Below are 15,068 nucleotides of genomic sequence, written 5' to 3'. Positions count from 1 at the left end.
TAAGCTTTCCGTGCAAGACCACCGGCAAGTGGCGCGCGATCCCCGTGAGGGCGCGGCATGCGCCGCCGATCAGCCGCCGGCCGGATGGCTTTCGGCGAACACCACGATGGTCTTGCCGCGCGCGCGCAGCATGCCCTGCTCTTCCAGCTGCTTGAGCACGCGCCCGGCCATTTCGCGCGAGCAACCAACAATGCGTGCCAGCTCTTGGCGCGAGACCCGGATCTGGGTGCCCTCCGGATGCGACATCGCGTCCGGCTCGCGGCACAGATCCAGGATGGTGTTGGCGATGCGGTTGAGCACGTCCATGAAGGCCAGACGGCTGGCCTTGCGCCCGGTGTGCAGCAGGCGCCGGGTGATCTGGCTGCCGATCGCGAACAGCAGCCGCGGGCACTCGTCCTGCAGCGTGGTGTTGAGCAGGGTCAGCAGGCGCTCGTAGCTGATCTCGGCCAACTCGCAGACGGTGCGGGTGCGCAGCACCACTTCGCGCTGCGGCGCACTGATGAAGATGCCGGTCTCGCCGACGAACTCGCCGGCATTGATGTAGGTGAGCACCAGCTCGCGACCTTCGTCCTCCTCGCTGATGACACTGAGCGAGCCGCTGATGACGTAGTACAGCGTCATCGCCGCATCGCCGGGACGGAACACGTCGGTACGCGCGGCGTAGCGGCGGCGGTGGCAATGGGCGAGGAAACGCTGGATGGTCAGTTCGGTGGCGGTCAGGAACTCGGGCTGCTGCGGTCGGCGTGCCGCCTGCTGCAACGGAAACTGGACGTTTGACAAGGTAACCCCCTGAGCCTGCACTGCGTCTGCGCAACGGCCTAGCTTAAGTGTGACACCAGCACGGATCAATCCGTGTTCAGGTTTCGATTCCATTTGCACCCGGGTTTGCCCGATAATTCGCCTCTTGCCTTTTTTTCGTCCGAGGATGTCCTGGTGGTCAAACCACTGCCGCGCCTGAAGCTCCAGGGCTTCAACAACCTGACCAAGGCCCTGAGCTTCAACATCTACGATGTCTGCTATGCGGTCACCGAAGATCAGCGCCAGCGCTACATCGAGTACATCGACGAGGCCTACAACGCCGAGCGCCTGACCCAGATCCTGACCGACGTGGCCGAGATCATCGGGGCCAACATCCTCAACGTGGCACGCCAGGATTACGATCCGCAGGGTGCCTCGGTGACGATCCTGATCTCCGAAGAACCGATCATCGACAAGAAGGCGGCCGGCAAGGAAGTGCTGTCCGGTGCGATGCGCGAACACCTGGATGCCGAGCATCTGGATGCCAGCGTGGTGGCGCATCTGGACAAGAGCCACATCACCGTCCACACCTACCCGGAAACCCATCCGCAGAACGGTATCGCGACCTTCCGCGCCGACATCGACGTCGCCACCTGCGGCGTGATTTCGCCGCTGAAGGCGCTGAACTACCTGATCGAGAGCTTCGAGTCGGACATCGTGGTGATGGACTACCGGGTGCGCGGCTTCACCCGCGACGTGAAGGGCAAGAAGCACTTCATCGACCACCGCATCAACTCGATCCAGGACTTCCTGGCCAAGGGCATCAAGACGCGTTACGAGATGTTCGACGTCAACGTGTACCAGGAGAACATCTTCCACACCAAGATGCATGTGAAGGATTTCGATCTGGACACCTACCTGTTCGAGGAAAAGGCCAAGAACCTCTCGTTCAAGGAGCGCCAGCGCATCGAGATGCAGCTGCGCCAGGAGATCGAGGAACTGTTCCACGGCCGCAATCTGGGCTGAGCCCTGCGCCAATCCGGCCGGGCAACGGCATGGACACGCTTCAACGCACGAAGGCCCGGGGATTCCCGGGCCTTCGTCGTTTTCGTAAGAAGATTTGGTTTCGCAGAGAGGCTGCGGCAGCCCGGTTCACTCGTCGATGCTGCGCACCGGCAGGCGGATGCGCTCGCCCGGGTCTTCGGCCACGCGCGCGCTGTGAGTCTGGCCGGCGTAGCTGTAGACGATGTCGTAGGCCACGGTGGTGAAGGTCGGGTCGTTGACGATTTCGCACTGGCGCTCGATCCGGGTTTCGGTCTTCTTGTTCTGCTGGTTTTCCTGGATCTTGCGCCCGGCCACGCCACCGGCGATGGCGCCGGCCACGCGCGCGGCGTCGCGGCCACGGCCGTCACCGACCTGGTTGCCGATTGCGCCGCCGACGATCGCGCCGATCGCGGTGCCTGCGATCTTGTGTTCGTCCTTGGGTTCGACCTGATAGACGACCTCGACGTCGTGGCAGACCTCCTGCGGGTTGTCCTGCGACTGGCGCACCGGGGTCACGCTGACCACCTGCGCATACTGCACCGCCGGTGTCGCCGGAGCGGCAGGCTTGGGTGCCGGTGCGGAGGCTGCCGGTGCAGGCGCCGGAGTAGCTGGGGTTGCCGGTGCGGCAGGTGCAACGGGCGCCACCGGCGGCGGTGCCGGTTCGGCCGGAGTTTCGACTGCGGCAAGATCGGCCGGTGCGGTGGCCGGATCAGTCGGCGCGGCCGGTTCCGCTGCGGCCTGCGGGGGTGTTTCGACCACCGGCTGGTTGCGGTCGCCCTGACAGGCGACGGCGAGCAGGCAGGCCAGGCCCAGGGTCGTGGCCTGGATCAAGGTGCGGGTGGAAGCATTCATGGCAAGGCACTCCTGGAAGATGGAAGGGACGAACGCCGGGAAGAATCGTTTTCCGGCGCGGTGCAGGGCGACATTAACGGGTTCCGGCTGAATGCCAAACCGTTGCTGTGGCAACGGCCCGACGTGCTCCAGTGCGACAATGCCGCGATGTTCGATATCGTCCTTTACCAGCCGGAAATCCCGCCCAACACCGGCAACGTGATCCGTCTGTGCGCCAATGCCGGCGCACGCCTGCATCTGATTGAGCCGCTGGGTTTTGCGCTGGACCACGCGCGCATGCGGCGCGCCGGGCTGGACTACCACGAGTTCACCCGGATGACGGTGCACAGCGATCTGGACGCCTTCCTCGCCGCAGTGGCGCCGACGCGGCTGCTGGCATTTTCCAGCAAGGCCACGCAGCGTCATGACAGCGTACGGTTTGCGCCCGGCGATGCACTGATGTTCGGCCCGGAAACGCGCGGGCTGCCGGCCGACGTGGTTGAACGCCTGCCGCCATCGCAGCTGCTACGGCTGCCGATGATGCCCGGCAACCGCAGCCTGAATCTGTCCAATGCGGTGGCGATCGCGGTGTATGAAGCCTGGCGCCAGCAGGGGTTCGCCGGCGCCGATCTGCCGGCCTGAATGTGCCGGCCTGAACCGGATCAGGCTTCGTCCGGAAACTCGGGTTTCTGCTCGCGCGCCATCAGTTCGTGCAGGCCCTGTTCGGGCGTGATCTCGCCGTGCAGCACGCGCTGCACGCCCGCACTGATCGGCAGTTCGACATTGTGGCGGCGGGCCAGTCGCATGACTTCATCGACGGTCTGCACCGATTCGACCACCTGGCCGATTTCGCGCACGGCCTCGCCCACGCTCTTGCCGCGTCCCAGTGCCAGACCGAGGCGGCGGTTGCGGGAAAGATCGCCAGTAGCGGTCAGCACCAGATCACCGAGCCCGGCCAGACCCATCAGGGTTTCGGCCCGACCACCGAGTGCGGCGTTCAGGCGCAGCATTTCATTCAGGCCGCGGGTGATCAGCCCGGCGCGCGCGTTCAGGCCCAGCGCCATGCCATCGGCCACACCGGTGGCCACGGCCAGCACGTTCTTCATCGCGCCACCCAGCTCGGCACCGAGCATGTCGTTGCCGGTGTAGACGCGGAAAGTCGGGCCATGCAGCGCCCTGGCGACATCGAGGGCGAACGCCGCATCATCCGAATGCACGGTGATCGCGGTGGGCAGGCCCATCGCCACCTCACGCGCGAACGAGGGGCCGGTGGCGATCGCCAGCGGCACGCCATCACCGAAGGCTTCCTGCGCCACTTCGTGCAGGAATCGGCCACTGCCGGGCTCAAAGCCCTTGCTGGCCCAGGCCACACCGACCTCGGGCCGGCGCAGCGGCGCGATTTCACGCGCGATGCCGGTGAACGCATGGCTGGGAACGACGATCAGGATCAGGTCGACCTGACCCACGGTGTGGGCCAGGTCGGCACTGAAACGCAGGTTGTCCGGCAGCGGCAGATCCGGTAGATAGCGCGCGTTGCGATGCGTGGACTGCATCGCGGCGATCGCATCCGGATCGCGCCCCCACAGGACGGTATCCAGGCCGTTGCGTGCGGCCTGTACCGCGAGCGCGGTTCCCCAGGAACCGGCGCCCAGTACGGCAATCCGCAGTGGATTGCGAGCCATGCCGTCAGGCGTTGCCGGCGGCCGGCTGCTGCTCACCGGCAGCTTCCTGCTGGCGGCGGCGGAGGGCTTCAGCGTAGATCTGGTCGAAGTTGATCGGCTGCAGCAGGAACGGCTGGAAGCCGCCATCCTGGACCAGATCGGCGATCAGGCGACGGGCGTACGGGAACAGCGCGTTCGGCGCATAGGTGCCGAGCAGACCATCGGTGTTCTGCGCGTCCAGGCCGCTGATGTTGAAGATGCCGGCCTGCTGCACTTCGGCCAGGTAGGCATTCTTGCTGTTGATGGTACAGGTCAGCGACACCGTCAGCACGACTTCGAACACGCCTTCGGAGAGGTTGCTGACCTTCTGGCCGAGGTTGAGCTGGAGTTCGGGCTGGCCCTGTTCCTGGAAAATCTGCGGAGCGTTGGGGGCCTCGAAGCTCGCGTCCTTCACATAGATGCGCTGCAGTCCGAACTGCGGCTGGGGGGCGGCGTCGGTGGCGGCGGCGCTTGCGGCGCCATTGGCGATGTCATCGGCCATGATTCACTCCGGTAAGGTTCAAATGGAAACAGCAAAGGGCGGGGATTATCCCACGCCCTACCCAGATGGGCCAGTGAAGCGCCGATTCAAGTCTTGCGTGCACGCTCGCAGAACTGGCAGACCCGGTGCGGCATAGGGTGCAATGCGGTGCTAGGGTGGCGACATCGTTCCGCCCGCGCCTGCCATGTCCGACCTCACGCTTCCGCCGCGCTTCGCGGTCTTCGGCCAACCGATCACGCACAGCCTGTCGCCACGCATCCACCGGCATTTCGCGCAGGGGCTGGGCATCGCGCTGGACTATCAGGCGATCGAAGCGACGCCCGAGCTGTTCCCCGCCACGCTGGCGCGCTTCGCCAGCCAGGGCGGGATCGGCGCCAATGTCACGCTGCCGCTGAAGGAACAGGCCGCCACGCTGTGCCTGGAACTGTCACCGGCCGCGCGCCGGAGCGGTGCGGTCAACACCCTGGTGCGACGCGACGACGGCTGGTTCGGCGACAACACCGACGGCAGCGGACTGGTGCGCGATCTGGAAGCCCATCTCGGCCTGGCGCTGGCGCAACGACAAGTGCTGCTGCTGGGTGCCGGCGGCGCGGCGCGGGGCGTGGTGTCGGCCCTGTTTGAAGCCGGTATCGCCGAACTGGTCGTGGCCAACCGCAGCATCGAGCGCGCCCGCGCGCTGGCGCATGACCTGGCCGCCTGTGGCCCGATCCAGGTCTGCGACTGGCAGGAACTGGATCAGGCCGGCGCCTTCGATCTGGTTCTCAACGCGACCTCGGCCGCACGCCAGGGCGTGGTGCTGGCCTTGCCGGCCAGCCTGCTGGGCGCCGATGCCTGCGCCTACGATCTGTCCTATGGCGATTCGGCCCGGCCTTTTCTTGAATGGGCCACGCAACACGGCGCCGGCCGTGCCAGCGACGGGCTGGGCATGCTGGTGGAACAGGCCGCGCAGGCTTTCCTGATCTGGCATGGGCTGCGCCCGGACAGTGCCGCGACGCTGACCTGGCTACGCGAACAGTAGCCGTGCCCGCGTCGTCGCCTTTTCAGGCCTCGGCCATGCCCAGATAGCGGTCCTTGAGCCGCACATAATGCGCGGCGCTGTAGCGCAGGTTTTCCAGCTCGCGTTCGTCCAGCTTTCGCACGCAACGGGCCGGATTGCCAAGCCACAGCTCGCCCTGCCCCACGGTCTTGCCTGGTGACACCAACGCGCGGGCGCCGACGAAACCGTAATCCTCGACCGTGGCGCCATCCATGATCGTGGCGCCCATGCCGATCAGGCAGAAATCGCCAATACGGCAACCGTGCAGGATCACGCCATGGCCGATGGTGGTGTCGCTGCCGATCACGGTGGCAAAGCCGCCCGGACGGGTGAACGGACCATCGTGCGTGACGTGCACGATGCTGCCGTCCTGCACGCTGGTTCGGGCACCGACGCGGATGCTGTTCACATCACCGCGCAGCACCGCGCCGGGCCAGATCGACACATCGTCTCCCAGTTCCACATCGCCGATCACGCTGGCGGCCGGGTCGACATAGACACGCGCGCCCAGCACCGGCGCGGTTTGCAGAAAGGGACGCAGCGGGCTCATGGGATCCTGCAGGCTGATGACGATGCGATGCAGTTTAGCCGGCTGTCCGGTTGCGGCGACGATGGCGGTCACGGCGTTCACAGCCAGCCCCGCTCGGCAAAGCTCAGCGGCGGCCCGTCGCCGACGATGAAGTGATCCAGCACCCGCACCCCGACCAGCGCCAGCGCATCACGCAGGCGCAGCGTGATGGTGCGATCGGCTGCGCTGGCTTCGGTCACGCCGCTGGGATGGTTGTGCGCCAGCATCACCGCCGCGGCGTTGTGCGCCAGCGCGCGCTTGACCACTTCGCGCGGATGCACTTCGGCGCCGTCCAGGGTGCCGTGGAACAGTTCCTCCATCGTAATCGGCCGGTGCCGGGTATCCAGGAACAGGCAGGCGAACACCTCGCGCGGGCGATCGCGCAGTTTGGCGTGGAAATATTCGCCGGCGCGGCGCGGATCGCTGATCGCCTCGCCCCGTGTCAGGCCGGATGCAAGATGGCGACTGGCCAGTTCCAGCGCCGCCAGCAGGCGCGAGGCGCGCGCCAGCCCAAGGCCGGGTTCGCGCACCATCTCGTGGCAGGGCCGGCGCAACAAGCCACTGAGGCCGCCATTGCGCTGCAACAGGTGACGGCCCAGTTCGACCGCGTTCTGCCCGCGCAGGCCCGAACCCAGGAACACCGCCAGCAGTTCGGCATCGCTGAGCGCCTGTGCGCCCTGCGCCAGCAGCCGCTCCCGCGGGCGCTCGTGTTCGTCCCATTCGCGTATGGCCATTGTTCGGCTCCTCGTTCCCACCGGCCCCGGTCGGGGCATGCCGGACCAGTGTTGCCGCCTGCCGCGTGCAGCGGCATCAGGAAAGGCCGAGGATTGAAGTAAGCTCTTGCGCGGATTTTCCGTTAGGACTTTTCTGATGCCGCCGTGCTCCCTGCCCGCCTGCAGCCTGCCGCCCACCGCCACCTGCCGCCGCTGTGGACCGGTGCACCAATGAGCACGCGTCCGGAACGCATCCTGCTGGGCGTGGGTGGCGGCATCGCTGCCTACAAGGCCGCCGAACTGGTGCGCCGGCTGCGCGAGCGTGGCGTGCAGGTGCGCGTGGTGTTGACCGAAAACGCCGCACGCTTCGTCACCGCGACGACCTTCCAGGCACTGTCGGGCGAAGCGGTACGGCATTCGCTGTGGGACGAGGCCGCCGAGGCCGCGATGGGGCATATCGAACTGGCCCGCTGGGCTCAGCGCATTGTCATCGCACCGGCTTCGGCCGATCTGCTCGCGCGCCTGGCCCAGGGCCAGGCCGATGACCTGCTGACCACGCTGTGCCTGGCCAGCGAAGCGCCGCTGTACGTGGCACCGGCGATGAACAGAGTGATGTGGGCGCATCCCGCCGTGCAGGCCAACGTCGCCACGCTGACCGCGCGCGGCGTCACCCTGCTCGGCCCGGATGCCGGCGATCAGGCCTGCGGCGAAACCGGCGCCGGGCGCATGTGGGAAGCCGAGGCCATCGCCGGCGCGCTGCTGGAACCGGACCCTGATCCGGACAGCGCCGCAGCGCTGTCCGGCAAACGCCTGCTGCTGACCGCAGGGCCGACGTATGAAGATCTGGATCCGGTGCGCTATCTGGGCAACCGCAGCTCCGGCCGCATGGGCTACGCAATCGCGACCCAGGCCCAGCGTCTGGGCATGGACGTGGTGCTGGTATCCGGCCCGGTAACGCTGCCGGCACCGGCCGGGGTGACCCGCATCGCCGTGCGCAGCGCTGCGCAGATGCATCAAGCAGTGATGGCGCAGCTGCCCGGCACCGATGTGTTCGTGGCCACTGCCGCAGTCGCCGATTTCCGCCCCAGCCAGCCCAGCAGCAGCAAGATCAAGAAGCGCGACGACGGCGGCCTGACGCTGGAGCTGGTGCAGAACCCGGATATCCTGGCGCAGGTCGCGGCGCATTCCGAGCGCCCCTTCGTGGTCGGTTTTGCCGCAGAAACCCATGATGTGACGCATTACGCGCGCGACAAGCTGGAGCGCAAGCGACTGGACATGATCGCGGCCAACCGCGTCGGCCAGGAAGGCAGCGGCTTCGATGCCGACGCCAATGCACTGAGCCTGATCTGGCCCGGTGGCGGACGCGAGATCGCGATGGCATCCAAGGCCGAGGTGGCACGGCAATTGCTGCATGCCATCGCGCAACGCCTGCAGGAACGCGACCGATGAATCCGGACCCATCCCGGCACGCCCATCGCGGCGCGCTGGACGTCGAACTGAAACTGCTCGACCCACGCCTGGGCCGCGATTTTCCGCTGCCCGGCTACGCCACCGCCGGTGCCGCCGGACTGGATCTGCGCGCCATGCTGGAACAGCCCTTGTCGCTGCAACCCGACCAGACCGAACTGGTGCCCTCTGGTCTTGCGATCCATATCGGCGATCCGGGCTGGTGTGCACTGATCCTGCCGCGCTCGGGCCTGGGCCACCGCCACGGCCTGGTGCTGGGCAACCTCACCGGACTGATCGATGCCGATTACCAGGGCCCGCTGATGGTCAGTCTGTGGAACCGGAGCGACACCGCCTTTACCATCGAACCCGGTGACCGCATCGCGCAACTGGTGTTCATGCCGGTCGGGCGCGCACGTTTCACGCAGGTCGAGGATTTCCAGCGCAGTCAGCGCGGCGAGGGCGGCTTCGGGCATACCGGACTGCGTTGAGCGCGCCGCTGCGGCGTGCTGACGTTTCAGGGGGCATCAATGGCAAAGCACAAGAAAAACGTGGAACGCCCATCCATCCAGCTGCCACCGCAGGTGATGGCGGCCGTACTGGGTGTGATTGCCGCGCTCGCGCTGCTGGGCGGATTGGCGATCCTGTGGCAGGTCTGGCGCGCCTCCGATACCAGCGCCTCGCAGCCGCAGCTGGAGCAGCTGCGCGCCAGCCTGGCCAGCAGCCTGGAGCAGCGCATCGAAGGCCACCGCACGCGCATGGACGAGGCCGTGACCGATGCCTATCTGCGCGCCGATGCCGAAGCCCACGCCTTCGATGACGCTGCCAGGCGGCTACACGAAGCCTGGCCGGAACTGACCGACGTCACGCTCTACGATGCACAACTGGACGAAGCCTTCGGCGCCGACATGGCCGAACTGGGCTACGGCAAGCTCGCGCTGCTGACCGCCGCTTCCACCGAACGGCGCAGCGTCGCCGGCGTGATCGGCAGCGGCAATGCGCTGGCCCTGGGGCTGGCGGCGCCGGTGATGCGTGACGGTCTGGACGACGAGGGCGTCATCGCCATCGCCATCGGCCACCTGCCGCTGGACACGATCACCGCACCGGCCGACAGTGCCGCCCTGCCCGGCGGCGGCTACCTGGAACTGCGCAGCGGCCAGAGTGTGCTGGCCCAGCGCGGCGATGCCAGCCTGCGGCGCAACGCGCAGTACACCCCGGTTCCCGGCATTCCACTGCGGGTCGGCAGCGCCGCACCGGAATTCGTCTCGACCCTGCCGTACTCGGCCACCACCCAGCTGCTGATGGGCCTGGGCGCGCTGGGGCTGGGCGTGGTGCTGCTACTGAAACTGCGCAACACGCTGCTGCGCAAGGACGAGGCCGATGCGCCGCTGGAGACTTTCGCCGACACCCTCAAACAACTGAAAACCGCGCCCGGCGCCGAAGGCGATGCGACCGCCACCGGTGCCGCCGCAGCGGCAGCGAAACCTGCGGCCAAGCCGGCCGCGCCCAAGACCCCTGCGCTGGCGGTGGACCGCAGCATCTTCCGCGCCTATGACATCCGCGGCGTGCTCGGCAAAACCCTGGACGAAGGCATCGCCAGCCTGATCGGCCAGGCCATCGGCACCGTGATGGCCGAGCGCGGCTTGCAGGAAATCGTGGTCGGCCGCGATGGCCGCCTGTCCGGGCCGGACCTGTCCGAAGCCCTGATCGACGGCCTGCGTCTGGCCGGGCGCGATGTCATCGACATCGGTCTGGCGCCGACACCGGTGGTGTATTTCGCCAGCTACCAGCTCCAGACCGGCTCCTGCGTGGCGGTGACCGGCAGCCACAATCCGCCGGACTACAACGGCTTCAAGATCGTGCTCGGCGGCGAAACGCTCTCCGGCGATTCAATCGAGGATCTGTACTTCCGCATCGTCGACGGCCTGCTCGACCGCGAAGGCGGCGGCGGCCTGCAGAGCATGGATGTGGCGCCGGACTACCTTTCGCGCATCGCCAGCGACATCCAGCTTGAACGCCCGCTCAAGGTGGTCGTGGACGCCGGCAACGGCGTCGCCGGCGGCATCGCGCCGCAGGTGCTGGAAGCCATCGGTGCCGAAGTGATCCCGCTGTACTGCGAGGTCGATGGCGAGTTCCCCAACCACCATCCGGACCCGAGCAACCCGGACAACCTCGAAGACCTCAAGCACTTCGTCGACAAGTTCGAAGCCGACATCGGCCTGGCCTTCGATGGCGATGGCGACCGCCTCGGCGTGGTGACGCGCGAAGGTGAAATGATCTTCCCGGACCGCGTGCTGATGCTGTTCGCGCGCGACGTGCTCAGCCGCAACCCCGGCGCCACGATCATCTACGACGTGAAATGCACCGGCCATCTGGCCGGCCAGATCCTGCGCAATGGCGGCAGCCCGATCATGTGGAAGACCGGGCACTCGCTGATCAAGGCCAAGATGATCGAAACCGAGGCCGAGCTGGCGGGCGAAATGAGCGGCCATTTCTTCTTCCGCGAACGCTGGTTCGGGTTTGATGACGGCATCTACTCGGCCGCACGCCTGCTGGAAATCCTCGCCGCCGACGACCGCAGCCCGCAGGAAATCTTCGACGAACTACCCAAGGGCGCCAGCACGCCGGAACTGAAGGTGGAGATGGAGGAAGGCGCGCACTACGCCTATATCGGCAAGTTCGCCGCCGCCGCGCATTTCGAAGGTGCGAAGATTTCCACCATCGACGGCATCCGCGCCGACTGGCCGGATGGTTGGGGTCTGGTGCGCTGTTCCAACACCACGCCCTCGCTGGTGCTGCGCTTCGACGCCGACAGCGAAGATGCGCTGGAACGGATCAAGAACACCTTCCGCGAACAATTGCTCGCCGTGGATTCGGGCCTGAACCTGCCGTTCTGAGGCCCGCCCGGCATGCCGAAGCATGGGCCGCATCCAAGCGGCCACACATGCTATGAATCATCCATAGGTTGGCGGTGAGCACAGCGAACCCCAACGCCGGGAACCGCCCGCCACCGTGAAGCACATACGCGGGTGGTGACACACAGGATCTCGGGCATCGCTGCGCTTAGCCCGACCCGCGACCATGCATCTGGCGGGCCTTCACGTGTGCTGCACATGGTTTCGCCGCGCCAGCCCGGCACCCGCAAATGAATCACCCGGCCCGCACGCCGATCAATCCGCGCTGGAATCCCCCATCACCGCCTGGCACTGCGCGCGTACCGCACGCGCATCGTCCAGTGCGGCCTGGTGATCGCTGCGGCCATCTTCCAACCAGTCGAACACAAGCATCACCTGCGCGCAGGCTTCTTCCGACTGGCCGCGCCGCTGCGCCAAGGTGGCGCGGTAGATCTGCGCCTGGGCCTGCAACAGGGTCGGGGTGTCGGCGCTGCGGTCCTGATCGAACATCGCCAGCAGGCGCGCGGCGGAGGCATCGTCACCGATGCCCAGATGGATACCGGCCAGTGCCACGCGCACCTGCTGCCGGCCTTCAGGGTCATCAGCAAAGTGCTGCCCGATCCCGTCCACCGCGCGTTGCAACACCGCACGCGCACTGTCATCGCCAGGCCGCGCACCGCTGAACATTTGCGCCAGATATTCGCTCACCGCATGCGAATGCTGCGCCTGGCGCCGTGCCGCGTCGCGCTCGGCGGTGATCTGCTGCGCACGCCAGACCACACCGGCCAGACCGGCACCCAGCGCCAGCGCGATCGCCGCCAGCGTCACCGCCACCAGCCAGTGGCGGCGCAGCCATTTGCCGCTGCGGTACTGCCAGCTCTGGCGCCGCGCCAGCACCGGGCGATCACTCAGATGACGCCGCACATCCTGCGCCAGCGCCTCGGCACTGGCATAGCGTGCCGCCGGATCACGCTGCAGCGCCTTGGCCGCGATCGCATCCAGATCGCCCTGCAGCAAGGCCGGTTCCAGCGCTGGCGCCACCCTGTCGCTCGCTGCCCGGCTCACGCGCGGCGCATCGACATTGCTTACATGATCGATATACCCGGCCCAGTTGCCGTCGAAACGCGGATGCGGTGAGCGTCCGCACAGCAGCAGATACAGCAAGGCGCCCAGTGCATAGACATCGGTGCGCGTGGTCACCGGCTCGCCACGAAGCTGCTCGGGCGCGGCGAATTCCGGGGTCAGTGCGATGTGCCGGGTGCTGCCGCGCTGGGCATCGGAAGCCAGCAGCTTGGCGATGCCGAAATCCAGCAGCTTGACGCTGTCATCGGCCGCTACCCGGATGTTGCCGGGCTTCAGATCGCGATGCACCACCAGCGCCGCATGCGCATACGACAGCGCATCGCAGATCGCCATGAACACCGCCAGACGGCGTGCCAGTGATGGGCGCTCGTTGGCCAGCCACAGGTCCAGCTCGCAGCCCTCGGCCAGCTCCATCACCAGCCAGGGTTGGCCATCGGGCAGCACACCGCCATCGATCAGGCGCGCGATGCCGGGATGATCCAGCCGCGCCAGCATGCGCCGTTCGCGTTCCAGCTGTTCCTTGAAGCGCGGATCGTTGCCGCGCAGCAGCTTGATCGCCACGCGCTTGTCGAACGCCCCGTCGGCGCGCTCGGCCAGGTACACCGTGCCCATGCCGCCCTGGCCGATCTTTTCCAGCAGGCGCCAGGCGCCGGCGCGCAATCCGCCGCGGTTGGTCGTGTGCTCGCGCGTGAGCTCTTCGGCCAGCCCGCCCAGTGCCGGCAACTGCGCATCGTCGGCCAGTGCGCGGCGCAGATCGGCAACCAGATCCGGGTGGATTTCCGCACACAGCGCCAGAAACCGCTCACGCCCCGCACCCTCCAGCTCCAGCGCACGGTCGATCAGTGGCTCAAGTCGGGCGAAACGGGCTTTGAGGGCATCGTTCACAGCAGGCACCGGACGGGTCCAGCGACCAATTGTGCGCCGGTGGGGTGGAGATTCCCAATGATTGCACGCGTTCAGACCTTGCCCACTGCGCCTGTTGTCGACGCCGCCGCAGGCAATGCAAGGGCCCATCGCGCAACTGCGGCCACCTCATCACCAGGTGGAAAACCCTGCCGCTTCACCGATGCGGTACCAGAGGCGGCGCAGCAGCGCGTCGTCCTGGTAGTGCGCGTAGGTGGTGCTGAAGCGGCGTCCGGGTTCGTTCGTCCAGTTCAGCTCGAACCAGTGCAGCGCGTCGTCGATGGCCGGGTGCCCGGCGCCCGCGACCAGCTGCATGCTGGTTTCCAGATTGAGGTTGTCCAGATTGCGGCGGGTGAAGTTGGCCGAACCTGCGATCAGCGTGGTGTCGTGCCGGCCGCGATGCAGCAGCAGCTTGGCATGGCATTGTTCGCCGTGGGTGTCGCACCAGCGCACCGGAATACCGGCGGCGACCAGTTCGCGCGCGACCTGGCGATTGGGCACGCCGTTCTTCTTGCGACCGAAGGCGTCCTCGTTCGGATCGAGCAGCACGCGCACATTGACACCGCGCGCATGGGCGGACTTCAACGCGGCGATCAGGCCGCGATGGGCGAGGTAGAACACCGCGACATCCAGCGCGTCGCCGGGCGCGGCACGGTCGGTGGTGTCGATCAGTGCGCGTGCAATCGCAGCTTCGGTCAGCACCCGCAGGCGTGGTCCTGCGGAAACCGGTGGCGCGTTCGCAGCCGGCAAACCGTGCAGCGGCACGCCGGAAAACGCTGCGACCGCCGCTTCACTTTGCAGCAGATCCAATGCCGCCGCACCAGAAAAACGCAGCGCGATATTGCCGTGCGCGCTGCTGGCATCGTGCGGATTGGCCGAGGCCACCAGCGCCTGCCAGCCCGTACCCTGATCCACGATCAGCGTCTTGCGGTGGTTGGCGCGGAAGTTCGGCAGTGCCAGCCAGCTTCGCAACGTGATCTTTTCGGCCGCGAAAGGATTGGGCAGCCAGCCGCCGGCAGCACGGTTGCCAAGCCAGGCGCAGCACAGCGCCCACGGCCCGGACCAGGCCGGATTGGAGGCACGCAACGCGGCAAGATCGGTCTGGATCACCTGCGCGCCGGCCATTTGCAGCGCTTCAAGATGCGGAGACGCCACGCCACCGTAGACGGTGTTGATCGGGTCGGTAACGACGATCACGCGCAGGCCCGGCACCTGCGCCATGCGCGCCAGCAATGCCCGGCTCAATTCGCCGCTCAATGGCCGCAGGATCGCGCTTTCCGCGCCGGCGAAATCGTTGAACAGGAACATGTCCAGCACGATCAGCCTTTCCGCCTGCGCGATCATCGCGAACGCGGCATCGAAGATCGCCTGCTCGCTGTGACGGCTGCCGGCGGCATCGACGAAGGTCAGATCAGCCAGGAACGATACCTCCTGCGCAGCCCGCCACGGTCCGGTCACATCCACGCCCGGCGGCAACGGCTTGTACGTCTGCCACAGCGCACTGCCCAGCCACACCAGACCCAGCGCGAACAGGATTTTCAGCCAGCGACGGGATCGGAACACGCGGCGCTCTCGTACGGGGATGAAGGATTCAGCATGCCACGGCGGAA

The 15,068-nt window shown here is 67.0% G+C and carries 14 protein-coding genes; 6 read left to right on the top strand and 8 right to left on the bottom strand.

The annotated features are described in order from the left end of the window. Positions 1-69: 69 nt before the first annotated feature. A complete protein-coding gene (crp, locus tag WDB66_RS12035; RefSeq protein WP_487932460.1) occupies positions 70-759 on the bottom strand; it encodes a cAMP-activated global transcriptional regulator CRP in 690 nt (229 codons plus the stop codon). A gap of 174 nt (positions 760-933) precedes the next feature. Here crp and speD point away from each other — a divergent pair, with 174 nt between their 5' ends. Beyond that, entirely contained in the window at positions 934-1,764 is an 831-nt protein-coding gene (speD, locus tag WDB66_RS12030) for an adenosylmethionine decarboxylase (protein ID WP_339398836.1), read from the top strand. A gap of 126 nt (positions 1,765-1,890) precedes the next feature. On the opposite strand, the gene WDB66_RS12025 is transcribed toward speD, so the two are convergent. Then, positions 1,891-2,634, bottom strand: coding sequence for a glycine zipper 2TM domain-containing protein (locus WDB66_RS12025; RefSeq protein WP_339398835.1), 744 nt, complete (start codon positions 2,632-2,634; stop codon positions 1,891-1,893). 147 nt (positions 2,635-2,781) lie between these two features. Here WDB66_RS12025 and trmL point away from each other — a divergent pair, with 147 nt between their 5' ends. Beyond that, a complete protein-coding gene (gene trmL / locus WDB66_RS12020; protein WP_339398912.1) occupies positions 2,782-3,255 on the top strand; it encodes a tRNA (uridine(34)/cytosine(34)/5-carboxymethylaminomethyluridine(34)-2'-O)-methyltransferase TrmL in 474 nt (157 codons plus the stop codon). A 20-nt stretch (positions 3,256-3,275) separates the two neighbouring features. Here the strand turns inward: trmL and WDB66_RS12015 are convergent, their stop codons facing one another. Continuing rightward, positions 3,276-4,295: an NAD(P)H-dependent glycerol-3-phosphate dehydrogenase gene (locus WDB66_RS12015; protein ID WP_339398911.1), complete on the bottom strand. Its 1,020-nt coding sequence runs from the start codon at positions 4,293-4,295 to the stop codon at positions 3,276-3,278. A 4-nt stretch (positions 4,296-4,299) separates the two neighbouring features. After that, positions 4,300-4,815 carry a protein-export chaperone SecB gene (gene secB / locus WDB66_RS12010; RefSeq protein ID WP_339398834.1) on the bottom strand — a complete coding sequence of 172 codons (516 nt, stop codon included), beginning with the start codon at positions 4,813-4,815 and terminating at the stop codon, positions 4,300-4,302. A gap of 184 nt (positions 4,816-4,999) precedes the next feature. Between secB and aroE the strand changes: the two genes are divergently transcribed. After that, positions 5,000-5,833, top strand: a complete 834-nt coding sequence (aroE, locus tag WDB66_RS12005; protein ID WP_339398833.1) for a shikimate dehydrogenase — start codon at positions 5,000-5,002, stop codon at positions 5,831-5,833. A gap of 22 nt (positions 5,834-5,855) precedes the next feature. Here aroE and WDB66_RS12000 read toward each other — a convergent pair whose 3' ends face one another. Further along, a complete protein-coding gene (locus tag WDB66_RS12000; protein ID WP_339398832.1) occupies positions 5,856-6,401 on the bottom strand; it encodes a gamma carbonic anhydrase family protein in 546 nt (181 codons plus the stop codon). A gap of 77 nt (positions 6,402-6,478) precedes the next feature. Further along, positions 6,479-7,153, bottom strand: a complete 675-nt coding sequence (gene radC, locus WDB66_RS11995) for a RadC family protein (RefSeq protein WP_339398831.1) — start codon at positions 7,151-7,153, stop codon at positions 6,479-6,481. A gap of 210 nt (positions 7,154-7,363) precedes the next feature. Here radC and coaBC point away from each other — a divergent pair, with 210 nt between their 5' ends. The 3 genes from coaBC (at position 7,364) to WDB66_RS11980 (ending at position 11,475) form a co-directional block, all read left to right on the top strand. Further along, positions 7,364-8,581: a bifunctional phosphopantothenoylcysteine decarboxylase/phosphopantothenate--cysteine ligase CoaBC gene (gene coaBC / locus WDB66_RS11990; protein WP_339398830.1), complete on the top strand. Its 1,218-nt coding sequence runs from the start codon at positions 7,364-7,366 to the stop codon at positions 8,579-8,581. Beyond that, a complete protein-coding gene (gene dut, locus WDB66_RS11985) occupies positions 8,578-9,069 on the top strand; it encodes a dUTP diphosphatase (protein ID WP_339398829.1) in 492 nt (163 codons plus the stop codon). The genes coaBC and dut overlap by 4 nt, the downstream gene beginning before the upstream one ends. 96 nt (positions 9,070-9,165) lie before the next feature. Next, the gene (locus tag WDB66_RS11980; protein ID WP_489670861.1) at positions 9,166-11,475 is read left to right on the top strand and encodes a phosphomannomutase/phosphoglucomutase; all 2,310 of its coding nucleotides are present in this window, start codon (positions 9,166-9,168) and stop codon (positions 11,473-11,475) included. A 273-nt stretch (positions 11,476-11,748) separates the two neighbouring features. Here WDB66_RS11980 and WDB66_RS11975 read toward each other — a convergent pair whose 3' ends face one another. Beyond that, a complete protein-coding gene (locus WDB66_RS11975) occupies positions 11,749-13,440 on the bottom strand; it encodes a serine/threonine-protein kinase (protein WP_339398827.1) in 1,692 nt (563 codons plus the stop codon). 150 nt (positions 13,441-13,590) lie between these two features. Further along, positions 13,591-15,021, bottom strand: coding sequence for a phospholipase D family protein (locus tag WDB66_RS11970; RefSeq protein WP_339398826.1), 1,431 nt, complete (start codon positions 15,019-15,021; stop codon positions 13,591-13,593). Positions 15,022-15,068 lie beyond the last annotated feature (47 nt).

It is taken from the genome of Denitratimonas organivorans (genome assembly GCF_037478135.1).
Lineage (GTDB): Bacteria > Pseudomonadota > Gammaproteobacteria > Xanthomonadales > Xanthomonadaceae > Denitratimonas.
This window is presented reverse-complemented; position numbering and strand designations above follow the sequence as displayed.